Source organism: Streptococcus sp. V919 (assembly GCF_054353475.1).
On record NZ_JBTHHY010000001.1, the window covers coordinates 641,971 to 664,193 of the forward strand.

Below are 22,223 nucleotides of genomic sequence, written 5' to 3' on the forward strand. Positions count from 1 at the left end.
ACTCCTAGTCTACAAATTCAAACTCAAATTTACCAATACGAACAAGGTCGCCATCCTTAGCGCCACGAGCACGCAGAGCTTCATCAACTCCCATACCACGCAACTGACGGGCAAACTTCATAACAGACTCATCTCGGTCAAAATTAGTCATATTAAAGAGTTTCATGAGTTTTTCACCGGAAAGAACCCATGTTGCATCATCATCACGACCAATCTCAAATGGTTTTTCTTCTTCATCAAAGCCATAATATGCTTCTTCTTCCATTTCAGATTCATCGTAAATTGGAAATTCTGGCGTCTTATCAAGAAGTTCTGCCGTTGCATCTAATAAAGGTGCAAGGCCTTGCTTGGTCAAACCTGAGATTGGGAAGATTGGCGGTAATTCCTCAAATTCATCATAATTTGCAGCCAATTTTTTCTTGAACTCTTCAAGGTTTTCCTGACTCTCTGGCATATCCATCTTGTTGGCAACAATGATTTGTGGACGCTCCATCAGACGAAGATTGTAAGATTCAAGTTCCTTATTAATCGCTAGATAATCCTCGTAAGGATCACGTCCTTCACTGGCAGACATATCAATGATATGCAAGATAACGCGGGTACGCTCAATATGACGCAAGAACTGAGTTCCTAGGCCGACACCTTGACTAGCACCTTCAATCAATCCAGGAAGGTCTGCTACTGCAAAGGACTCACCTGATTGAGTACGTACCATACCAAGATTAGGAACGATTGTTGTAAAGTGGTAGGCACCAATTTTAGGTTTTGCAGATGTGATGACACTAAGCAGAGTTGATTTTCCGACAGATGGGAAACCAACCAAACCTACATCAGCAAGGATTTTAAGCTCTAGCTGTAATTCACGTTCCTGACCTGGTTCTCCATTTTCTGAGATTTCTGGCGCAGGATTTTTTGGTGTTGCAAAACGGATATTTCCACGTCCACCACGTCCACCATGAGCTACAATAAACTCTTGACCATTCTTAATCAAATCAGTAATGACTTTTCCAGTCTCGGCATCACGCACAGTTGTCCCTTGAGGTACACGGACAATTAAGTCCTCTGCCCCTCTACCGTGCATCCCTTTGGTCATTCCCTTCTCGCCAGATTGGGCTTTGAAATGACGATTGTAACGGAAGTCCATAAGGGTACGTAAACCTTCGTCTACAACGAAAACCACGTTACCACCACGTCCTCCATCACCGCCCCAAGGTCCACCGTTAGGGACGTATTTTTCACGACGAAAAGCAACCATGCCATCACCACCATTACCAGCCTTTACCTTAATCTTGGCTGTGTCTAAAAACATACTCATATTCTCTTCTCACTTTAAAAAGGGCTGGGAAATCCCAGTCACCAACTATTTGAAATAAATCCTACAACTAGCAATTTAGAATCTGCTAAATACACCAATTGCAGTCGCAAAAATACCTGCTAAAGTAACAAACAACATGATTAATACAACAAACATTGTTAGTTTTTCAAAGAAAGTTTTTTTACGTTTACCATTATCACCGAATGCCATAATCTCTCCTTTATTATTATTATTCTCTAATTTTAAAAATCATTTGATACAGATGTATCACCAACAAAAACACATCAGATTCCCTATTTTATATCTGTCAAATTCGCATTTCCTCTCTATTTGTAATTTCCGAATATCTTATCAATAAAAGTCTCGAAAAAATCCGCTTTACATTATTTTTTAAAGTTTTTCGCGCATTGGAAGTAAGAAACGCCTGAAAGAATCGACAAACATCCACCCACGAGAAGCGGGCCAAAATACATTTCTAATCCTCTACTGAAACTACTGATGATTTTTATAACGACTGCGTTGATCGCCTCTAAACCGGGAACTGTTGCTAGAAGTATGAGTACTACCGGAATAAGAAGTATTGCCCCTGCTAAAAGAAATAAGTTTGAGACCTTGTTAGGAACTCGCTCGTCATCTTTATAGTAGAGCGCACTTATTATAGCAACAATGAATACGAGAGGATTCAATATCCACAACCCATATTGAACGGTATCCTGTATAAACTGACTTTTCGCAATCCCCGCAAAGACTGCTAGAAATGGTGATATGGCTGAAAAACCACCACCAATAAGTCCTACAAACGCACTAATCACTGCCCATTTTTTACTTTGCATGTTTTCTTCTCCTTTAATGTTAGTCTTCAAATTTCCTTAGACAAATCGCATAATAAATGCCCCAGACAACGGATAAAATAGCGAATAGAAACATTAGACCGAGCATACGTGCAAAACCATCGGTTCCGTCGAATAACACGTCTATTATCCCATCAATGAGTCCACCACTGACCATTGGAATATTTGCTAAAGCTATCAGTAAGCTTACAAAGAACCCTACTGCGCTTGAAGTTACAAATAAATTCGCAATCACCTGATTCACACGTTCGTCTTTTTTATAATAGTAAGCACTTTTCAATGTTACGAAAAAGATAATGGCAAATGTCACTACTGCTAAAGCAAGAGATATCAGTGCCCCCGAACGACTAGCACCAATCGCAGCAGCCAATAACGCACATATAAAGAAGATCGATAAGGGCCCTCCTACAATACCTACCAGTGCACTGATTTTGGTCCATCTTTTCTTTTTCATTATCTCAACTCCTTTAACGGACAAATCTATTTAATGAAATTTAATATCCCGCACCAGAAATCAACCCCAAATGAAGCCCATTTTACCGATTTGAAGTTTCAAATCATTGAATATTATTAGTCTCGTTTTTACTCTAATCTTTTTCTTAAAATTCATCTGATACAGGAGCAATTGCCCACAAAATCAAGTAAGCAACGATTCCAGCTCCATAACAGAAAGCCAAAACTCCCCAAATAACACGAACAATGGTAGGATCGATATCAAAATAATGTGCTACTCCTGCGCATACTCCACCAATTTTTTGATCTCTACCGCTTCTCATCAATTTCTTCTTCATTATTTATTCCTTTCATCGGAAGAATTAATCATTCAAATATTTTCTTAAATTTCTTAATTGTTTTCTTGATGCCTTAAGCATACGTCTAGAACCTTTGACTGGCATTTTAACAGCCTGTTGCGGAATATAGAAGACTGTCTTTAAAATGCGTTTTGTAACAGGTTCTTCAGTTCTGGTTTCTTTGGTAAAATTATTTGAAATAATGACATCTAAATAGAATTCGTGAACTCTTTTACCAAAATTCTCAGCAGAAATTTCATATAATTTTTCAGACAAATGTTTTTCATCCATTGGCGGTGTTACAAGCAAGGCTTCAAGAATCGCTCCTGCCAAATCCCTTTCCTCGTAATAAAGGGTTCCAAACATTTTATCGTTTATAAGATTGTCCAGATAAGGATTCCCATGTGCAATAACAGGAGTCTTACTTGCCAAACTTTCAAGATAAGTCAATCCCTGGGTCTCACTTGTAGAAGCCGAAATAAAGAAATCAGCCGCCTTATAATAAAGTGCCGTTTCATTTGGCGGAATCATACCTGTAAAGATAACAGAATCTTGAATCTGTAAGTCTTCTGCTTGCTCCTTAAGATTTTTCAAATAAGGACCATCACCAGCTACAACCAATTTAACATTTTGTTCTTCTTTTAAAACATCTGGTAAAGCTGCCAGAACTGCTTGAATGTTCTTCTCGTACGAAACACGAGAAAGACTTAGAAGCATCTTTTCATTTTTCTTGATACCAAGTTTATCTCGGAGGTCACTGATGTGCTCAGGACCAATCTCAGGCCGTTCAAATTTTGCAAGTTCAATTCCAGTAGGAATGACACGCTTTTCAACTTTTACCTTATAGTCAGATAAAAGGTCGCGCACAATTTCACTCGGACAAATGACTCCATCAACGTCATGAAGAAATCCTCTCACAAGATACTTGACCATACCTGGACGAATCAACATCCCCTTAGCAATATAATGAACATAATCCTCATACTGGGTATGATAGGTATGAATAACTGGAATTTTCAGTTCTCGTGCAATCCATATTCCCAATAAACCAAGAGAAAACTCTGTCTGGGTATGAATAATGTCTAACTGATATTGTTTCGCAATCTCAAGAGCTTTTGTAAATCCTCGATAGGCGAAACGACGGTCTTTAAAGGCAAAGAAAGGAACACTTGGAATACGGATAATCTGCCAGTCTTCATAGCGATTAACATCCTTATCCGTTGTCGTAAAGATAAAGACAGCATGCCCTTGCTTTTCAAGCTCTGTTTTTAAAGTTCGAATACTAGTTGCAACACCTGAAACCTGTGGGAAATAAGTATCTGTAAATAATCCAATTCGCATATACTACCTCATTTTTTTCCTAAAGCTGCTTGCTCCCGATAGAATTTAAGCCAGATTTCTAAAAGATGCTCTTCTGAATATTCTCTAGAAATAGCCTTTGCTTTCTCTTTTAATTCTTTTAGTGCTTCTGGATGCTCTCGGTATTCCAAAATAGCTTCTTTCATATCTTCCACATCAGTAGTTGGACGATAATTTCCTTCTAGAATGACCTTGTAAAGATCTAAATCACGAAGCATAATGGGTGCTTCACAACTTGCAGCTTCAAGAATAGTCATTGGAAAGAGCTCGTTATAACTAGGAAGTAAGAACAAATCTGCCAAAGCATACAGCTCTCTCATCCGTTCTGGCTCAACAATCCCAGGGAAAATTAAATTTTTTGGAGGATTATCCATGATTTTTTTATAACGCTCATAACCATCTGTGATACCACCAAAAGAGAAGCCTCCAGCCCAAATAAAGGTAATATCTGGTAACTCTTCAGCAAGTGTAATGAAATCATCAATCCCTTTACGCTTTTGAACCTGCCCAGCTCCTACTACCACGAATTGATTTTCACTCAACCCCATGTCATGTCGTAGTTTACTTACTTCTTCTTCAGGAAGTGGATGCCATTTTTCTTTATTCACAAAGTTAGGGATATAGGTTACTTTTTCACGGGGAATCCCAGCTGCAACCAAATCTTCGATAAAAGTAGGATTGACCACAACCAAATGTTCCATACGGTCATAAAAGGAAAATACGTATCGCTTCACGATTCCTTTTAGGAAGAATGGTATCTTCAAGCTACCTTCTAAGGTATCCGGCAAGAAGTGGACATAACCAATTCTACGACCAGAACGCTTCTTTTGGAATGTTGACAAATAATAAGGAAGATCGATTGTATGAAAATGAGTAACATCAGCTTCTACAGGAAGATTCTCCGTTACAATTAGTTGGTCTTTCGCATCACGTTTCAAAAGTTGCAAAAGTTCACGATAAGCACCAGAAACACCTTGCCCTGCTACTTTTTCACTTGAACTTAGCATATTGATGCGTAATTTCTCTTTTTCCATACTATCCATTATATCATTTTATTGAAAGAAAATCAGCAAATTAAAAGAGAGATAGCATAAAAGCTAGGGAAATTCCTGACAATTATACTATTTCTCTTTTTTGTTTTATTCTACTTAATTCCTAAAGCAATGCGCGCATAGCGACTCATTTTTTCAACCGTCCAAGCAGGATACCAAACTAATTTAACTTCGACGTTGGTAACCTCTGGAACATCTGTCATTGCATCATAAATTTGATCGGTTAAGAGATTTGCCAATGGACAACCCATAGTTGTCAAAGTCATATCGATCTCTGTATCTCCTGTATCACCATCAAAACGAATCTCATAAATCAGACCTAGGTTAACGATATCGATGCCTAATTCTGGGTCGATAACTTCTTCTAAAGCTGTCAAAATCCGTGTTTTGATGTTTTCAATTTGCTCTTCTGTGTAAGCCATATTCAGACTCCTCTATCTTAATCCTCGATAAAGTCACGAAGCGGTTTGCTTCGACTTGGTTGGCGAAGTTTTCTCAAAGCTTTTGCCTCAATCTGACGAATACGCTCACGAGTAACGTTAAAGACTTTACCCACATCTTCTAGCGTACGCATTTTCCCATCATCGAGACCAAAACGAAGACGAAGAACATTCTCTTCACGGTCAGTCAATGTGTCTAACACTTCATCCAACTGCTCACGCAAAACGATGCGAGTTGTGTAATCAACTGGGTTTTCAATCACTTCATCTTCGATAAAATCACCAAGATGGCTATCATCTTCTTCACCAATAGGTGTTTCAAGAGAAACTGGTTCTTGAGCAATCTTAAGGATTTCACGAACCTTATCAGGTGTCATATCCATACGTTCTGCAATTTGTTCAGGAGTAGGGTCTTGTCCCAACTCTTGAAGAAGGTTACGTTGTTCACGAACAAGCTTGTTGATAGTTTCCACCATGTGAACTGGGATACGGATGGTACGAGCTTGGTCAGCAATGGCACGAGTAATGGCCTGACGGATCCACCAAGTTGCATAAGTTGAGAATTTGAACCCTTTAGAGTAGTCAAATTTATCAACGGCTTTCATAAGCCCCATGTTACCTTCTTGGATTAAATCAAGGAATTGCATTCCACGTCCAACATAGCGTTTCGCGATAGATACTACCAAACGTAGGTTAGCTTCTGCTAGACGTTGCTTAGCTTCAACATCGCCTGCTTCAACAGCAAGTGCCAACTCTTTTTCTTCTTCGTTTGTAAGAAGAGGTACAACCCCAATTTCTTTCAAATACATGCGAACAGGATCGTTAACCTTTGCAGATGTAGAACCAATTAAATCCTCATCACTAAGTTCTGGTTCTTCTTCTGTACTTAGAACACGCTCACTTGGATTTCCTTCGTTATCAGTGATTGCAATACCAGCATCTTGAATACGTTGCAAAAGGTTTTCAATTCCTTCAACATCAAGAGCAAAAGGAATTACTAGGACATTGTTAATTTCGTCATCTGTCGCAGTACCAGTTTTCTTATGGTTACGAATAAACTCAGCGACTTGGACATCAAAAGTTGTTACTTCTTTTTGTTTTTTTGCCATTCTTACTCCATTCTTCTTTTTTGGGCAATTAAGCGTTCAAGCTCTTCTAAAGCAGTTTCTGTATCACCTACATGACTAGCTTCCTGAACCTTCTTTTTGATTTGTAAATTTTGTTGATTCAAAAGAGCACGATTTCTCGACTCTTCCACTTCTTTTAACTCTTCTGGAGACATTTCAGAAGGTAAATCCAAGGCTAACACCTGGTACCAAGCATTTTCAACTTCTCTAGTCTGGTTAGCCAAATCTTCCGAAGTGATTAATCCATTATCAATCAGCAGACCATACAAGGTTTGAAACTCAGGTGTTTCAAATACAAAATCATCTCTTAAGCGATAATCATTGAGCACCAAAGGATGTTCCATCATACGGTAAAGAATATGCGCTTCAGCCCTCATAACTGCTGTCAGTTGTTTAGAAACTGACATTGTGATAGGTGTCGGATTAACGACTTGCTTAACCTTCTCTTGTCTCTGTCTAACACGACTTTCATTAATAATGTGCTCTACTTGTTGAAAATCAAAAGATGGTAAATGATCCGTCAGTAAATGAATATAGGTGTTCTGAGCTGTGATAGAAGGTTCTTTGACGATAAGAGGTGCAATTTTCTCGATAAAATCAATCTGTGCTTGGAGATTTTCACTATTACTAGGTTTGTAATGGTGAATGTAAAACTCAATCGGACTGATTCGAGTATTGGATAAAAGATAAGCCAAATCCTCTGGAGAATTCTTTTGTAAATACTCATCAGGGTCCATTGCATCTGGAATCTGAACAATTTGAACTGGTAAATCACCAAGTTCCTTTAGAGCTTTAGCGGTTGCTGCTTGTCCTGCCTTATCACCATCATAAGTGATAATCACTTTTTTAGTAAAGCGTTTGAGATGTTCAACGTGTTCAGCAGTCAAGGCTGTTCCCATGGAAGCTACAGCATTTTCAATACCAGCACGGTAGGCTGCAATGACATCCATAAAACCTTCCATCAGATAAATTTCAGGAGCTTTACCAGACCCTTTTTTTACTCTATCCAAATGATATAATTCGTAACTCTTATTAAAAATTGCCGTCGCTCGACTATTTTTATACTTGGCAGTTTGAGAATCCGTCTCTTGCCAAACACGACCAGAAAAAGCAATTACCTTACCTTGATCATTAGAGAGTGGAAATATAATCCGGTTATGGAAGGTATCAAAGAATTGATTACTCTCGGAAAGATAAAACAGACCTGAATCCAGCAAGTCCTTTTCGCTATAATCATTAGCTAAACGTTGGTAGAGATAAGAACGTTCAGCAGGAGCTAAACCAATCATAAAATGTTTAATGACATCATCAGTCAAGCCACGTTTATAGAGATAGTTTCTTGCTTCCTCACCCATCTTCGTCGTCATGAGAATAGCATGATAAAAGCGTGCAGCCTTATCATGCATCTCATAAAGATTTTGATGAGGGGACGTATGTTGAGCAGTATTGTGGACAGGAGTTTCAAGGTGCATCCCAAGACGCTCGCCTAGAATCCTCACTGCATCGGTAAAGGTAACTTGTTGATATTCTTCAATAAACTTAAAGACATCTCCAGAACGGCCACAACCAAAACAGTGGTAAAACTGCTTATCTTCCACTACGTTAAAGGAAGGGGTCTTTTCACCATGAAAAGGACAGAGCCCTAAAAAGTTCCGTCCAGATTTTTGTAAGGAAATTACTTCTCCTATGATTTCGACAATATTGGTATTGTTTTTGATTTCTTCGATGACTCTCTTGTCAACCATAGACAATACCTCCATTTTATCACAGTTTACTTTATATATTATAGCTTATTTCTGAAAAAAAGTAAACCATTTCATCCCCTTTACATACTCCTATTTCATAGATTATGAACTTTTTTAAAGTTAAATTTCATTTAAGAGCAAATAACCTTGAAAATAAAAAATCGTAGTTAAAATTTTCTATTCGTTTCAAAAACAAAAAACTTAGAGGTAAAAATTATCTCTAAGCTTATTGTAAATATGAACTCCTAATCAAACAGTTGATAGTAATCTGAAATCTTCATTTTAGCTTTTTCATCCTTGTTCAAATCTTGGATGATTTGTCCATCTTTCATAACAATCAAGCGATTTCCATACTTGAGAGCATCTTCCATATGATGGGTAATCATCAAAGCTGTTAGATGGTCCTTGTTGACAAAATCATTTGTCAATTCCATCAAGGCAACACTTGTTTTAGGGTCAAGGGCAGCTGTGTGTTCATCTAACAAAAGTAGTTCTGGACGTTTTAGTGTTGCCATTAAGAGACTTAAAGCCTGTCTTTGTCCACCTGATAAAAATTCAATCGGAGTATCCAAATGCTTCTCTAGACCATTGCCAACTTTCTCAATGGTTGCTTGAAATTCTTCTTTATAGGCTGAGAGTTTTCTTGGAAATAAACCACGTTTTTCTCCACGAAACTTAGCAATCAAAAGGTTTTCTGCGACTGTCATACGTGGAGCTGTCCCCATCTTTGGATCTTGAAAAACACGAGAAAGATACTTGGCACGTTTTTCAGGGGTAAAATGAGTTACATCTTCGCCCATGATGCGAATGCTACCACTTGTCAAAGGTAGAGTTCCCGCAATGCTATTAAAGAGGGTTGACTTCCCTGCTCCATTTCCACCCAAGATTGTGATAAAGTCATGTTCATAAATTTCAAGTGAAACATCGTTTAGGATAATTTTTTCCTCGTCGAAGCCATTTTTCACAATTTTTGTGGCATTTTTTAATTCTACAATTGCTGTCATTTGCTTAATTTGACTCCTTTCAAGTATTTATCCTTAAGGGTTGGAATTACCAAGCAAGTTGCCAGGATAAGAGCACTGTACAAACGGAGGTAGCTAGTATTAAAGCCGAGAGCAATAACTCCCCATACCAAGAATTGGTAACTGATGGAACCAACTACAATGGTAACTAGGCGTTCTGCTAGAGTTAGACTCTTGAAGAGAACTTCACCGATAATCAAGCTGGCAAGACCAACTACGATAACCCCGATACCACGAGAGACATCGGCATATCCTTCTTGTTGGGCGATAAGGGCACCAGCAAGTGCGATTACACCATTTGACAAGACCAAGCCCATAAGCTCCATACGTCCTGTATTGATACCAAAACTACGAGCCATATCTGGATTATCTCCTGTAGCAATATAGGCCTGTCCAAGTTTGGTATCTAGGAAGAAAAGCATGAGTAAAATGACCAAAGTAACAAAAATCAAACCTGTCAGTAATTGATTAATCTCTGATGAAAATGGAAGAACATCTTGGATCTGCTTGGTGTTTAAGAGTCCAAGGTTAGCCCGTCCCATAATCATGAGCATGATAGAATGACAAGAAGTCATGACCAAAATTCCTGATAAAAGGGTGGGAATCTTCCCTTTCGTATAAAGAAGACCCGCTGCTAAACCAGCAAGACAACCCGCTCCTACAGCTGCTAAAGTCGCAAGAAAAGGATTAACCCCTTGGGTAATGAGAGTAACTGCTACTGCTCCTCCCAAAGGGAAGGAACCTTCAGTTGTCATATCTGGAAAGTTCAGGATTCGAAAGGTCATAAAGATTCCTAAACCTAGGATAGCCCAGACCAATCCCTGTGAAATAATAGATATTAGCATGTTTGATTCGTTTCCTTTATTCTAAAAATTGGAGGAGATGTCTCCAACTCCTCCTTTATTCTTATTCGATTACTTGACCAGCTTCTTTGATAACTGATTCAGGAATAGTAATTCCAAGTTCTTGAGCAACTTTCTTGTTGATAACTGATTTACCAGTTGAGAAGACATTAACTGGTGTATCTGCAGGCTTTTCACCCTTCAAGACTTTTGCAATCATTTTACCAGTAGCAACACCAAGATCGTGTTGGTCCACAACGACTGATGCCAAACCACCCGCTTCTACCATTGCAGTCGCACTTGGATAGATTGGTTTTTTAGCTGTTTGGTTACTTGATACTACAGTTGAAAATGCAGATGCGATTGTGTTATCAATTGGAACCCAGATTGCATCAACTTTACCAGTCATAACGTTCACTGTTGAAGCAATTTCGTTCGTTGAAGGTACTGCAAAAGTTTCTACTTTCAAACCAGCTTTTTCAGCGTAAGCCTTGAATTCTTCTACTTGTGATTTAGAGTTATCTTCGCTACTTGAATAAAGAGCTCCAACTGTCTTGACATCAGGAGTCAATGTTTTGATCAATTCAACCTGTTGTTCAGCAGGGTTGTGGTCAGATACCCCTGTGATGTTCCCACCTGGTTTTTCCAAGTTTTGTACAAGGTTAGCACCAACTGGGTCTGTGATAGCAGCCATGATAACAGGAAGGTCTTTTGTTGCACTTGCAAGACCTTGAGCCGCAGGTGTTGCGATTCCGACAACGACATCATTTCCGTTTGCCACCAATTGTTTACTCATTGTAGCAACCTTACTTTGGTCACCTTCAGAGTTCATAAAGTCGATTTTAACTTGGTCACCTTTATAGCCTTCTTCAGCAAGTCCATCTTGGATTCCTTGGTAAATCAAATCAAGTGATGGATGGCTGACAAATTGTAGGACACCAACTTTAGCGGTCTTGTTAGCTGTCTCGGTTTTAGTTTCTTGTTTCGTCAAGTTAGAGTACACCAAGCTTCCTCCAACTACAAGTGCTAGTGCTGCAATAATACCAATTAAACGTTTATTCATATCTATTTCTCCTTATTTTATTAAACTTAGTAATGTTCATTTCACTTTCAATATAACTTTACCAAGCGTCGCCATCGTTTGATTTCCAAAATTCTTTCCTCCCCATAGAAAAAGTCCTCACACAAAAAACTTGTGTGAGGACGTCAATGCGCGGTGCCACCTCAATTATAGGAACTATTCCTATCGCTCTTACTCGCTTCACGAGTTGCACTATAAGGTGTGCTCACCGAATTCTTATGATTTCAAATTCTTAATAGCATTCAGCCCAATTTCATCATCTTCATCTATCTGTTTTCACCAACCACAGATTCGCTAAAAAAAATTCGATGATTACTTTCTGAATGCTTAAATTATATCATTTTACTAAAACTTGTCAAGGCTTTTTATGAATTATTTTTTAAAATTATAAAAATTCCTACGGTATTTGGAAAATGAAGTTTATATTAACCTGAATTACGTAATCCTGTAGCAATTCCGTTAATAGTCGTATGAATTAATCTTTCTTCATCTGAAGAAAGCTCACCACGACGTTGACGCTTAATCAACTCCAACTGAATATAGTTAAGGATATTGAAATAAGGCATACGGTAGTTTAGACTATCTTTCAAGTACGTATTTTCTGCCAGAAGTTCATCGTAGCCTTCGATGGCCAAGATAACGTTCTTGGTCAATTGCCATTCATCTAAGATAGTATAGAAGACTGCTTGTACTTCTTCACTTTCACATAGTTTAGCGTATTCAAAGGCAATGTTCATGTTAGATTTTGACAAAACCATATCTACGTTAGAGAGAAGAGATTGGAAGAATGGCCAGTATTGATACATTTCTCTAAGCGTTTCGATATTTTTAGGATCCTGATCGATAAATTCCTTAAAGCTTGAACCCACTCCATACCAACCTGGGAACATAACACGACTTTGTGACCATGAGAATACCCAAGGGATGGCGCGTAGACCACCAATTTCAGTAATCGTTTTACGAGCTGCTGGACGAGAACCAATATTGAAACTTGAGATTGCCTTGATTGGACTAGATTCAAAGAAATAATCATAGAAATGTTCATTTCCAAATACGAGCTCACGGTAGATATCGTAGCTGCGTTCTACCACTTGATCCATGATAGCTTCATAGCGATTTGAAGTATTGGTATCACTCTTCTTCTGCGTAATCATACGATTGATAGCTGCTGATACCAACATTTCCAAGTTATAGTAGGCTGCATCCTTGTTTCCGTATTTATTTCCGATAACTTCACCTTGTTCAGTCAATCGAATACGATCCTTGATGGATTTGAGCGGTTGAGAAGCAATGGCATCATAAGTTGGTCCACCACCACGGCCAACGGTACCACCACGACCATGGAAGAAGGTTACTTTGACTCCGAATTCATCACCAATAGCAGTCAATTGTTTTTGGGCCTTATAGAGTGTCCAACAAGATGAAAGATATCCACCATCTTTGTTACTATCAGAGTAGCCAAGCATGATTTCCTGGTAATTATCTCTAGAAGCAATCCACTTCTTAGCAAGTGGTAAAGAGAAATACTTTCTCATCGTTTCTTCAGAATGATCCAAGTCCTCAATTGTTTCAAAGAGAGGAACAATCTGAACACGAGCTTTTTCAGCATCTACAAGACCTACTTCTTTGAGCATGATGGCTAATTCTAACAAATCAGACACGCTAGTTGCATGAGAGATAATTGTTTGACGAATGACGTCTTCTCCCAAACGATCTTTTAATTCACGTGCAGTTTTGAAAATAGCCAATTCTTTTTCGAGGAGTTCAGACTTCTCAGCATGAGTTGCTGACAAGATTCGAGGATCTTCTAACAATTCATGTAAAAGCAACTCGCACTTTTCATCTTCTGACAAATCGCTATAGTGGTCATTGATTCCAGCAGATGCCAACAATTCAGCCACACAGGCTTCATGAACGCTTGAGTCTTGACGCATATCGATTGATGCCAGGAAAAATCCGAATACTTCGACTGCTTCTAAAAGCTCTGCAAACTCACCAGTGAGCAAAGCCTCTGCTTTATTCTCAAGTAATGAATCCTTAATAACATTTAAATCATGCTTAAACTCTTCAATTGTTTCATAGTAAGGAGGACGATCATCTGCTAATTCTTGAATGGCTCCCGAGAGTCGATTGCTGATATAGTCAGTTATCTCTCCCTGTTGGTATCCTTGAGCACCAAGGAGACGTTCAACATGATGTCGTTCATCTGCTGATGAACCAACAAGAGCCCACTCTTTTAGATTTAAAAGGGTTTGAATTAATTTAGATTGGATAAAGTGAAAAGCACGACGATAAGGTTCTTTCTCACGGAAGACAGATGTGTCACGAGATTGTGATGCCATTTCTTCGACAGCTTTGCTTGTCTTAGATAAATTTGTCGAAAGCGAGAATGTACGATAGAGACTAGAAATCTTACTGATATAATAATTTAAGATTACTTCACTCTGAATAGTTGCTGAACGCATGAGAGTTTCAGCAGTTACAAATGGGTTCCCATCTCGGTCTCCACCGATCCACATTCCCATAGTAATAGGTTTTGCTTGTTTTAGGTCAATCCCTTGCTCTTTTGCTAGACGTTTATACTCTAGCATTAGATTTGGTACTGCTTGAAGGAAGGAACTATTGTAGTATTCCATCACATTTGTGATTTCATTAGTTACTTTTAGTTTCTTTTCACGAATCATATCCGTCTGCATGATAATCTCTATATAGCGACGAAGATCATTGTGCCATTTTTCCTTGTTAATAAGGCCCATTTTCACATCACGGTATTTACGCAAGAGAGTATGAATATGTGTGGTCAAATCCAACATACTTTTACGTTGAACTTGAGTTGGGTGGGCTGTCAAAACAGGCACCACGTTCAGATGTTCAAGAATCTCGGCCGCATTTTCCTTTTCAGCAACCATTTCAATGGTTGTTGACAATTTACCGAGATAATCTTGATCAATATTGTTTAGATGGTTAATCTCGTATGCCAAGTCAACGTCTTCAGAAATATTAATCAAAAGTGGCAAAATAGAGAAATATCTAGAGATGTAGACCATTTCATCATTTGAAAGGCTTCTCACTACCTTATCTAGTCCTTGATAGTCTAATTTTGATGATAGCTCCTTCAACTGCATAATCTTGTCAAAGGTTTCAGTGGGAAGCATATTTTTCGTGATATCTTCAAGTAAATCTGTCAAGATTTGAATTTCTTCTTGGACTACAGTTTTGTTTCTGTTATTTTCTAGTTTTTGAAGAGACATTTTTTTCTCCTTGTCACATTTTCTTAGAGCTGTGCTTCATACTCGCTATAAAGTTTTGCACGTTTTTCACTAGCATCGATATTTAAGACAAAGGCGATTGCTACCGATAGAACCAGGAGACTATTCCCCCCTTGAGAAAGGAATGGGAAGGTTACACCTGTTGAAGGGATTAATCCTGAAATCCCCCCGATATTAACGAATACCTGAATTAGAATCATTCCACCAATACCAATTGCTACCATTGAGTTGAATGGATCTTTTGCACGAACACCCACCAAGATAATACGGAGGATTAAAAAGAACAATAGAGCTAAGATAAGACTTGCACCTACAAACCCAAATTCTTCGATGACGATTGAGAACACAAAGTCCGTATGCGCCTCAGGTAGATAGCCACGCTTTTCGATAGAATTACCTAAACCTAAGCCAAACCAGCCACCATTAACCATTGCATAGTACGAATTGGCTAATTGGTGTCCGGCACCAGCGACATCATCAAATGGATTAAAGAAAGCACTGAATCGTTTAGCTACGTATCCAAATACTGGAATCTTAGAAAACTTATCCACACCAATCAATTTAATGGCTGTAAGGGAAACAAAGGATAAACTAGTCAATATTCCAAGAATAGTTGCAAACCATCGATGAGCTATCCCACTAATTGAGTACATCAACAATGCTACTAAAAAGAGAATTGTCGCATTTCCAAGGTCAGGGAAAATAGCCAAGCTACCAATCATGACTATGAGTACAAATCGCCAATCGTTAAAGGATCTAGGCAACCATTGATTAAGAGTCAAGACTTGGAAATCATAAACACCAATTTCTTCTTGTTGTTTTGAAAAACGTTGAGCCAAGTACCAGATAATAATAATTTTCAAGTATTCGGCAGGTTGAACAGTAATTGGTCCTACTTTAATCCAACCGTAGGCACCATTAATAGGAATCCCAATCAAACGTGCTAGAGCAAGCAATACTAACTCTGAAAACATCACAATGAATAACAAGCGTTCATTACGTAAAAATCCTAGCTTCAACTTATAGATAACTGCAATCAGTATTAAACTAACGAACCAAAATATACCTTGGTTTCGAACTAATTGAAAAGCGCTCTGCCCTTCTTGGATTAAGGACGCACTCGTTGTCGAATATACCACTATCAAGCCCAAAACAGACAAGAGGATATAGGGCACTAAAATGGAATAATTCAACAGGTGCCGTTTACTAATTTTCATACTTCACCACTAACAAATCTTATTTTTTATTAATTTTAGTTTTCTCGCTATTATACCATTTTTTGAGTTAGAAAAAAACTCTTACCCTTTAACCAACTGAATTTCTATTTATTGAGATTCTCTATCAATTTTTGTTTTTAGAATTGGTATTCCAAATATATAAAAAACTCTACCTTTCTTAGTAGAAAGATAGAGTCTTAATCTTTAGTTAGAAGATGTAGTTGTAGTTTCTGTTGTTGAATCACTTTGGATGTATTGAGTAAAGATATTTTGGAAGGCTTGATCTTTAACCTTGATATTTGCAGCTTGCAATTCTTTACTAATGACACCTTGAACAAAAGTAGCATCATTTTGTTTTTGAGTTAAAATGATTGTTTTAAGTTTGTCTTTGTAGTCTTCCCAGTTACTTGATTTTTCAGTTTTTTTAGTCAATTTAACAATATAGAAACTGCTAGAATAAGCTTGTGTTCCTGGAGCTGTGATTACATCTGAAATACCATCTACATCAAGAGCAAATGCAGCTTTTTTAACAACGTCTGGCAATTCTGTTGACGCAGAGTCAAAAGTGATTTCTCCACCATTTGCTTTTGTCTTTTCGTCAGTTGAATTATCCTTAGCCAGTTGTGCGAAGTCAGCTCCAGATTCTTTTGCTTTAGCAAGAACTTCTTTGGCCTTATCTTCACTATCAAGTTTAATAATTTGCGCAGTTACATCCGGTGTGTACTCATCGTAAGCTTTTTTGTAGTTTTCGTCTGTCAATTCTGATTCTGCAGCTTTCTTAACAGCGTACTCAACTAATTTACTTGTACGGATTTGAGCTTTACGACTTTCAGCTGTCATACCAGCACGAGAAAGAACGATTTGATAGCTATCGCCGTATTTTTGTTGTTCTTCTGCTACAGCATCTTCAACTTCCTTATCACTTACTTCAGAACCATATTGTTTTTCGAAAACTTTTTGAATAGTCATATTAAGCAAAACTTGTTGAGCAGTTGAGTTGTTTTTCACTTCTTCATAGAATTGATGTTCTGTGATAACATCACCCTTCATAGTAATGAGGTCAGCTCCTTGAGAGCTATTTGAACAAGCAGCCAAAGTAGCTACTGATAACAAAGTGATGGCACCAGCCAATAATTTTTTCTTCATGTTTACTCCTTTTTATACACTAGATAAATGTTTACCTTATCTATTTTACTAAATTGTCTTAAAAATATCTGAAATTAATCAACATCAGGCAGTTCTATTTCTGCTTGATTCTTTCTTAGCATCAAGATTCCATCTCCGAGAGGAACTAGACTAGCTGTTAATCCAGGATTGTCTAGAGTTGCGTCAAATAGTCTTTGCAAACCACGATAAATGGTTCGTTGCCCGCGTCGGACTTCAATAATATCCTTAGCAATGTCTCCACCTTGGAAAATATCATCCAAGACAACTACCCCACCCACTTCTAGGTGTTTGAGAATTTCTGGAAGAAATACGATGTATTTAGACTTGGCAGAATCCATAAAAACAAAGTCATAGGTCTCTGTCAATGTTGACAAGATATCTACCGCATCCCCTTCTAAGAGAGTGATTTGTTTACGACTGTCAAATTTTGCAAAATTTTCTTTAGCAAAACCAATCATTTCAGGATTACGGTCAATGGTTGTAATCTTTGCATTTGGGGCATGTTGAGCCATCAAAAGTGCAGAAAAACCAATTGCGGTTCCAATCTCTAAAATGTTTTTGGGTTGTATTGTTTCCATTAGGAAACGAAAATAAGCGACAGTTTCATGAGGGATGATGGGAATGTTTTCCTTGCGAGCAAAGTTTTCTAGTTCTTTTAAGGAACCTGACACTTGCTTTTGTCGTTGACGTAAAAATTCGACGATTTCTTCTTTTACGACAGGACGTCGCATGTTGTGGTTAGCATTTTTACTGTATGACTCAACCATCTTATGCTAATCCTAATTTTTCAACAAGGGCTTCAAACTCATCCAAACGACGTTCAAAGACTGCAAAGGCATCGTTGAGATAATCTTCTTTTTCCATGTCAACACCAGCTTTACGCATGATGTTGAGTGGATAGTCTGACTTCCCAGCCTTCAGGTATTCAATATAACGGTCACGATCCTCTTGGCTACCATGAACAATCTTTTCAGCCAAGGCTGAAGCTGCTGCAAAACCAGTTGAATACTGATATACATAGTAATTATAGTAGAAATGAGGAATTCGAGCCCACTCGTACTGGATTTGTGGATTATCTTCTTTGCTCAAACCATAGTATTCTTGGTTCAAGTCTGCATAGAGTTTGTTTAGGAACTCGCTTGTTAAGACTTCACCGTTTTGATCTGCTTGGTGGATGGCATGTTCAAATTCTGCAAATTGAGTTTGGCGGAATACTGTTCCACGGAAACCATCCAAGAAGTTGTTGAGAATGGCAAAGCGTGTTGCATCATCTTGAACTTCTTGCAATAATTTTTCTGTCAGGATGTTTTCATTGGTTGTTGAAGCAATCTCAGCTAGGAAAATTGAGTAATCTCCGTAAACGTAAGGCTGAGTTTCACGTGTATAGCTAGAATGCATACTGTGACCTGTCTCATGTACAAGAGTAAAGAGATTATCGAGGTTATCCTGCCAGTTAAGAAGCATGAAGGCGTTGGTATCATATGAACCACCAGAGTAGGCACCTGATCGCTTCCCTTGATTCTCATAAACATCAATCCAACGTTCGCTGAAGGCACGTTTCACACGACTCAAGTAATCTTCACCAAGAACCGCTAAAGCTTCTTCTGCTTTCTTTAATGCTTCCTCATAAGTAAAGCTGTATTCCACTGAAGACAAAGGAGTGTAGACATCGTACATCTTGAGGTCTGGAATACCCAAGATTTTTGAGCGAAGAGCTAGATAACGATGTAAGAGTGGCAAATGCTTACGAACGGCAGACACTAGGTTATCATAAACACTTTCTGGCACAAAGTTAGCTGCAAGAGCTGCTTCACGCGCACTCTTGTAGTTACGAACCTTAGCACGATAGTTTTGCACTTTAACATTGGTCTGCAAAGTTTTTGCGTAAGTGTGCTGGTATTGCTCATAGGTAGAGTAAAGAGCTTCATAAGCTCCACGACGAACCTCACGATTTTTAGATTCTACCAAGCGCATATAAACACCGTGTGACAATTGAACTTCATTTCCATCTTCATCTTTAACGAATGGAAAGACAATATCTGCATTATCTAAAATAGCAAAGGTTTCACTAGCAGCACCGAAGATTTCACCAGCACCTGCAAGCAACTCTTCTTCACGTTGTGAAAGGACATGGTCCTTATTTTGCAATAGTTTATCAAAGAAGTGTTTATATGGTTGGAGTTTTGGTTCTTCTGCTAGAAAGTTTTGATACTGCTCTTCTGTGATAGCCATAAATTCTGGCTCATAGAAAGAAAAGACTTGATCAAGTTGACTATAAAGAGCCATAGCTTTTGCATAGTATTCTTGATACTTAGCTACTCGTGTGTCTTGGTCGTTTTTCATATGTGCATAAACATAAAGTTTTTCAAGACGACGACTCAATTCTAGATAACGCTCTGTAATGTCAAGAAGACTCTCTGCACTATCCAAGAGATGTCCCTCAAGACTAGCTGCTTGTTTTGTATCTTCCGTTAGAAGGGCAAGTTCTTCTTCCCATTTTTGGTCTGTTTCAAAGATAGTGGACAAATCCCATGTATCTTTTTCATCTATTTCATTTCGTTGTAATACCATAAATTTCCTCCATCCTTTCTATTTTACCATATTTTTCAGGAAATAACGCTGATAAAAGACAGGTGGATAGAGCTTTTGTTGCTTATTTTGAGAATTTTTCTCATAATAAGCCTGAAAGTTTCGATAATAATCATGAAGATCTTGTTTGATTTGGCAAAAATAACCTTTTTCTATCGGCCTTACTTGGGGATACCAGTCCTGTTTCTTCCGATTCAAAAGATTCTCTCCTCTCAAATAGGCTTGAGCTTGTTGCTTCATCCAATAGGGATTTTGATAATAAAGTTGTTTTTGAATGTAATAACAGATGTTCCTGTCTTGCTCAACTGAAAAAGAAATCAGGTTTTGTTGTTGATAAGGAGTCCGTAATATTTCTAGAAGATTCCCTTTGCCATAAGAAAATTCCTTGACCTGATAATGAAGTTTTCCCTTCAAATCTTGGTGGAGTAAGTACTTAAGTCTCAAAACTCTTCTTTTATGGTCTAACTCCCAAAGATGAAATCCCATATTATGACTGAAATAAAGAAAATCTCTCTGAAGTTGAGTTAGTCGCTCTTTTATCCATAGTTTTTCTCCAAGTAACCACAAAACTTGAATCCCGAGAGTTTGATAACCATTGCTTCTCTCCCTTAAAAGTTCACAAGAAATTGGGCTACACTGAACTTCTAGGGCTAGTTGTTTATTGACAAAGATATCAGCAATTTGCTTCAGTTCAGGTATCGGATATTCCATTTCAACCTCATCATTCTTCTTAGCCCAATAAAACAATTGCTCCTTGTTTTCCAGGTGTTCTGGTCCTTCATTTTCATGGAAAAAATCACATTTTTTTAGACTTTCATGAGCAAAATGCGCTCGTACATTTTTCCCTTTTCTCAAGCGAACACGTGCTCCACAAGCTGGGCAATAATAAGTTTGTTTCTTTACTTCATCCCCTAAAGCGCTAATTAAATTCCCATTTTTATCCCTCGCTAGAAACATAGAGACCTCCTTTTCTATCCCATTCGAAAAGAAGAAGAAAAAGGCTGATAGATTCAACCTTTTATACTATATAATTCTCAACTATTTTCTTTGATTTTTAATATATTTCTGAACCATAGGGATGAGATTTTGTATTTGATCCTGCTTAATCACAGTCACACCATATTCCTGACAACGATTGCTGTAGACGGGATTAATCCTACCAGAGCAAACAATCATCTTCAAACAATTATCACCTGCAAAATGATTGGCATAAACTTCAAGTTCATTAATAGCTTCAACAGATAAATCTGTCATTTTACAGGAAATGAATACTACTGAGTGACCTTTACGAAAGATAACATCAATCTCATTTTGAACATTGTCCATCTCAGGAAAGATACCATTCCAATCAATCTCAGCGCCAATGAGACATTCGTCAAAATACTCAGACTCAAGGGCTAGTAAATAGATATAAAGCTCCAAAATATGTCCCTTAGTGCGACATAACAAATGTGCTTCTGGACTGGGAAATGTATAGGTAACCCTATCACTTGTTTCCTCTTCGATTTTTAGTAAATTGGCATCTCTAAATAGAGGAATCAATTTAGCTGGATAGGAGTAAGTTTTTCCGTTACTTTCCAAAACTTTTGCTGTTTCAGAGTGAAAATCGGCTGTTTTTGCTAGCGCAAAAAATTGAGTAATCTGATACCATTCCTCTGGATTCTCAATAGCGTACTTGGCCAATTTTTTGATAGCTTCAATTTGCTTAACCGTATGCTGAGGTCGTCTTGATTTCAGGATTTTCCCACCACGTAAGGCTACCAACTGTTCAATGGATAGACTAGGAATGTCTAGGACTTCATCCTCAATTTTAGTCCTTCCTAATGCATACTGTTTTCCTTGTTCAACATCCATAGCAATAATCGGAATATTATTTTCTAAACCATATTGAAATAAGACAATCGCTAATAGATTATCTCCACCAAAAACATCAATTGTAACTGAATCATAACTTTCTATAAAGAGGTCTAAATCCTGCCAGACTTTATTTAGCTTAAATTGACGAAAATGTACTTGTTTTAAGTGGGGTACTTGTTCCAATAAAAAATGTTTCAGGGATACTCTTTCTTCTTCAGCAATTTTTTTCAAAGATAAAAATAAAATTTCATCACAATCACTGACAAAAGCTTGGTAGACATTTTTCTCAATGGTATGACGGTCATACAGTTCAATTAAAAGACTAGTCATCCTAAGACCTCCTAGACAAAAAAGGAAATAGAATAGTGGTCGATTAGAATCATTTTAAAACTATCACGATTCTGTTTCATTTCATCGACTTCTCCTACTTCTAGTATAGCATAAATTGAGAACTTCCTTTCTTATTAGGGTTACAAAAAAGGAAATAGAAAAATCCTTT

20 protein-coding genes and 1 other annotated feature are annotated in these 22,223 nt (G+C 37.9%); all 20 genes read right to left on the reverse strand.

Features of this window, described 5'->3' with window-relative positions; genetic code table 11:
• Window positions 1–4: 4 nt before the first annotated feature.
• Window positions 5–1,315, reverse strand: a complete 1,311-nt coding sequence (gene obgE / locus ACXYSK_RS03465) for a GTPase ObgE (protein WP_458625051.1) — start codon at window positions 1,313–1,315, stop codon at window positions 5–7.
• A gap of 75 nt (window positions 1,316–1,390) precedes the next feature.
• Window positions 1,391–1,525: a DUF4044 domain-containing protein gene (locus ACXYSK_RS03470; RefSeq protein WP_000863850.1), complete on the reverse strand. Its 135-nt coding sequence runs from the start codon at window positions 1,523–1,525 to the stop codon at window positions 1,391–1,393.
• A 173-nt stretch (window positions 1,526–1,698) separates the two neighbouring features.
• Window positions 1,699–2,148: a hypothetical protein gene (locus tag ACXYSK_RS03475; RefSeq protein WP_458625052.1), complete on the reverse strand. Its 450-nt coding sequence runs from the start codon at window positions 2,146–2,148 to the stop codon at window positions 1,699–1,701.
• Between the two features lie 19 nt (window positions 2,149–2,167).
• A complete protein-coding gene (locus ACXYSK_RS03480) occupies window positions 2,168–2,620 on the reverse strand; it encodes a hypothetical protein (RefSeq protein ID WP_458625053.1) in 453 nt (150 codons plus the stop codon).
• A 145-nt stretch (window positions 2,621–2,765) separates the two neighbouring features.
• Window positions 2,766–2,957 carry a PspC domain-containing protein gene (locus ACXYSK_RS03485; protein WP_441348295.1) on the reverse strand — a complete coding sequence of 64 codons (192 nt, stop codon included), beginning with the start codon at window positions 2,955–2,957 and terminating at the stop codon, window positions 2,766–2,768.
• Between the two features lie 24 nt (window positions 2,958–2,981).
• The gene (locus ACXYSK_RS03490) at window positions 2,982–4,298 is read right to left on the reverse strand and encodes a glycosyltransferase family 4 protein (RefSeq protein ID WP_458625054.1); all 1,317 of its coding nucleotides are present in this window, start codon (window positions 4,296–4,298) and stop codon (window positions 2,982–2,984) included.
• 8 nt (window positions 4,299–4,306) lie between these two features.
• Window positions 4,307–5,350, reverse strand: coding sequence for a glycosyltransferase family 4 protein (locus ACXYSK_RS03495; protein WP_458625405.1), 1,044 nt, complete (start codon window positions 5,348–5,350; stop codon window positions 4,307–4,309).
• A 110-nt stretch (window positions 5,351–5,460) separates the two neighbouring features.
• Window positions 5,461–5,790 (reverse strand): metal-sulfur cluster assembly factor, encoded by a 330-nt coding sequence (locus ACXYSK_RS03500; RefSeq protein WP_458625055.1) that lies wholly within the window; start codon window positions 5,788–5,790, stop codon window positions 5,461–5,463.
• A 17-nt stretch (window positions 5,791–5,807) separates the two neighbouring features.
• A complete protein-coding gene (rpoD, locus tag ACXYSK_RS03505) occupies window positions 5,808–6,917 on the reverse strand; it encodes an RNA polymerase sigma factor RpoD (RefSeq protein ID WP_004252673.1) in 1,110 nt (369 codons plus the stop codon).
• Window positions 6,918–6,919: 2 nt separating this feature from the next.
• The gene (dnaG, locus tag ACXYSK_RS03510) at window positions 6,920–8,680 is read right to left on the reverse strand and encodes a DNA primase (protein WP_458625056.1); all 1,761 of its coding nucleotides are present in this window, start codon (window positions 8,678–8,680) and stop codon (window positions 6,920–6,922) included.
• 245 nt (window positions 8,681–8,925) lie between these two features.
• Window positions 8,926–9,684 carry an ABC transporter ATP-binding protein gene (locus ACXYSK_RS03515; RefSeq protein WP_458625057.1) on the reverse strand — a complete coding sequence of 253 codons (759 nt, stop codon included), beginning with the start codon at window positions 9,682–9,684 and terminating at the stop codon, window positions 8,926–8,928.
• A complete protein-coding gene (locus ACXYSK_RS03520; protein ID WP_016465932.1) occupies window positions 9,681–10,547 on the reverse strand; it encodes an ABC transporter permease in 867 nt (288 codons plus the stop codon). Before ACXYSK_RS03520 ends, ACXYSK_RS03515 begins: the two co-directional genes overlap by 4 nt.
• 61 nt (window positions 10,548–10,608) lie before the next feature.
• Entirely contained in the window at window positions 10,609–11,607 is a 999-nt protein-coding gene (gene trpX / locus ACXYSK_RS03525; protein ID WP_458625058.1) for a tryptophan ABC transporter substrate-binding protein, read from the reverse strand.
• Between the two features lie 133 nt (window positions 11,608–11,740).
• Window positions 11,741–11,956 (reverse strand) — a binding site (T-box leader).
• Window positions 11,957–12,050: 94 nt separating this feature from the next.
• Entirely contained in the window at window positions 12,051–14,876 is a 2,826-nt protein-coding gene (gene ppc, locus ACXYSK_RS03530) for a phosphoenolpyruvate carboxylase (RefSeq protein WP_458625059.1), read from the reverse strand.
• A 23-nt stretch (window positions 14,877–14,899) separates the two neighbouring features.
• Window positions 14,900–16,111, reverse strand: a complete 1,212-nt coding sequence (gene ftsW / locus ACXYSK_RS03535) for a cell division peptidoglycan polymerase FtsW (protein WP_458625060.1) — start codon at window positions 16,109–16,111, stop codon at window positions 14,900–14,902.
• Window positions 16,112–16,315: 204 nt separating this feature from the next.
• Window positions 16,316–17,257 (reverse strand): peptidylprolyl isomerase PrsA, encoded by a 942-nt coding sequence (prsA, locus tag ACXYSK_RS03540; RefSeq protein ID WP_458625061.1) that lies wholly within the window; start codon window positions 17,255–17,257, stop codon window positions 16,316–16,318.
• A gap of 74 nt (window positions 17,258–17,331) precedes the next feature.
• A complete protein-coding gene (locus ACXYSK_RS03545; protein ID WP_458625062.1) occupies window positions 17,332–18,045 on the reverse strand; it encodes an O-methyltransferase in 714 nt (237 codons plus the stop codon).
• Window position 18,046: 1 nt separating this feature from the next.
• Window positions 18,047–19,849 carry an oligoendopeptidase F gene (gene pepF, locus ACXYSK_RS03550; RefSeq protein WP_235084077.1) on the reverse strand — a complete coding sequence of 601 codons (1,803 nt, stop codon included), beginning with the start codon at window positions 19,847–19,849 and terminating at the stop codon, window positions 18,047–18,049.
• Window positions 19,850–19,867: 18 nt separating this feature from the next.
• Entirely contained in the window at window positions 19,868–20,824 is a 957-nt protein-coding gene (locus ACXYSK_RS03555) for a competence protein CoiA (protein WP_458625406.1), read from the reverse strand.
• 81 nt (window positions 20,825–20,905) lie between these two features.
• Entirely contained in the window at window positions 20,906–22,054 is a 1,149-nt protein-coding gene (locus ACXYSK_RS03560) for a PDDEXK family nuclease (protein WP_458625063.1), read from the reverse strand.
• Window positions 22,055–22,223: the final 169 nt, after the last annotated feature.

Bases quoted from the DNA above. Each gene is read 5' to 3' on its own strand.
- obgE (WP_458625051.1), bottom strand. From the start codon at position 1,315: ATGAGTATGTTTTTAGACACAGCCAAGATTAAGGTAAAGGCTGGTAAT.
- ACXYSK_RS03470 (WP_000863850.1), bottom strand. From the start codon at position 1,525: ATGGCATTCGGTGATAATGGTAAACGTAAAAAAACTTTCTTTGAAAAA.
- ACXYSK_RS03475 (WP_458625052.1), bottom strand. From the start codon at position 2,148: ATGCAAAGTAAAAAATGGGCAGTGATTAGTGCGTTTGTAGGACTTATT.
- ACXYSK_RS03480 (WP_458625053.1), bottom strand. From the start codon at position 2,620: ATGAAAAAGAAAAGATGGACCAAAATCAGTGCACTGGTAGGTATTGTA.
- ACXYSK_RS03485 (WP_441348295.1), bottom strand. From the start codon at position 2,957: ATGAAGAAGAAATTGATGAGAAGCGGTAGAGATCAAAAAATTGGTGGA.
- ACXYSK_RS03490 (WP_458625054.1), bottom strand. From the start codon at position 4,298: ATGCGAATTGGATTATTTACAGATACTTATTTCCCACAGGTTTCAGGT.
- ACXYSK_RS03495 (WP_458625405.1), bottom strand. From the start codon at position 5,350: ATGGAAAAAGAGAAATTACGCATCAATATGCTAAGTTCAAGTGAAAAA.
- ACXYSK_RS03500 (WP_458625055.1), bottom strand. From the start codon at position 5,790: ATGGCTTACACAGAAGAGCAAATTGAAAACATCAAAACACGGATTTTG.
- rpoD (WP_004252673.1), bottom strand. From the start codon at position 6,917: ATGGCAAAAAAACAAAAAGAAGTAACAACTTTTGATGTCCAAGTCGCT.
- dnaG (WP_458625056.1), bottom strand. From the start codon at position 8,680: ATGGTTGACAAGAGAGTCATCGAAGAAATCAAAAACAATACCAATATT.
- ACXYSK_RS03515 (WP_458625057.1), bottom strand. From the start codon at position 9,684: ATGACAGCAATTGTAGAATTAAAAAATGCCACAAAAATTGTGAAAAAT.
- ACXYSK_RS03520 (WP_016465932.1), bottom strand. From the start codon at position 10,547: ATGCTAATATCTATTATTTCACAGGGATTGGTCTGGGCTATCCTAGGT.
- trpX (WP_458625058.1), bottom strand. From the start codon at position 11,607: ATGAATAAACGTTTAATTGGTATTATTGCAGCACTAGCACTTGTAGTT.
- ppc (WP_458625059.1), bottom strand. From the start codon at position 14,876: ATGTCTCTTCAAAAACTAGAAAATAACAGAAACAAAACTGTAGTCCAA.
- ftsW (WP_458625060.1), bottom strand. From the start codon at position 16,111: ATGAAAATTAGTAAACGGCACCTGTTGAATTATTCCATTTTAGTGCCC.
- prsA (WP_458625061.1), bottom strand. From the start codon at position 17,257: ATGAAGAAAAAATTATTGGCTGGTGCCATCACTTTGTTATCAGTAGCT.
- ACXYSK_RS03545 (WP_458625062.1), bottom strand. From the start codon at position 18,045: ATGGTTGAGTCATACAGTAAAAATGCTAACCACAACATGCGACGTCCT.
- pepF (WP_235084077.1), bottom strand. From the start codon at position 19,849: ATGGTATTACAACGAAATGAAATAGATGAAAAAGATACATGGGATTTG.
- ACXYSK_RS03555 (WP_458625406.1), bottom strand. From the start codon at position 20,824: ATGTTTCTAGCGAGGGATAAAAATGGGAATTTAATTAGCGCTTTAGGG.
- ACXYSK_RS03560 (WP_458625063.1), bottom strand. From the start codon at position 22,054: ATGACTAGTCTTTTAATTGAACTGTATGACCGTCATACCATTGAGAAA.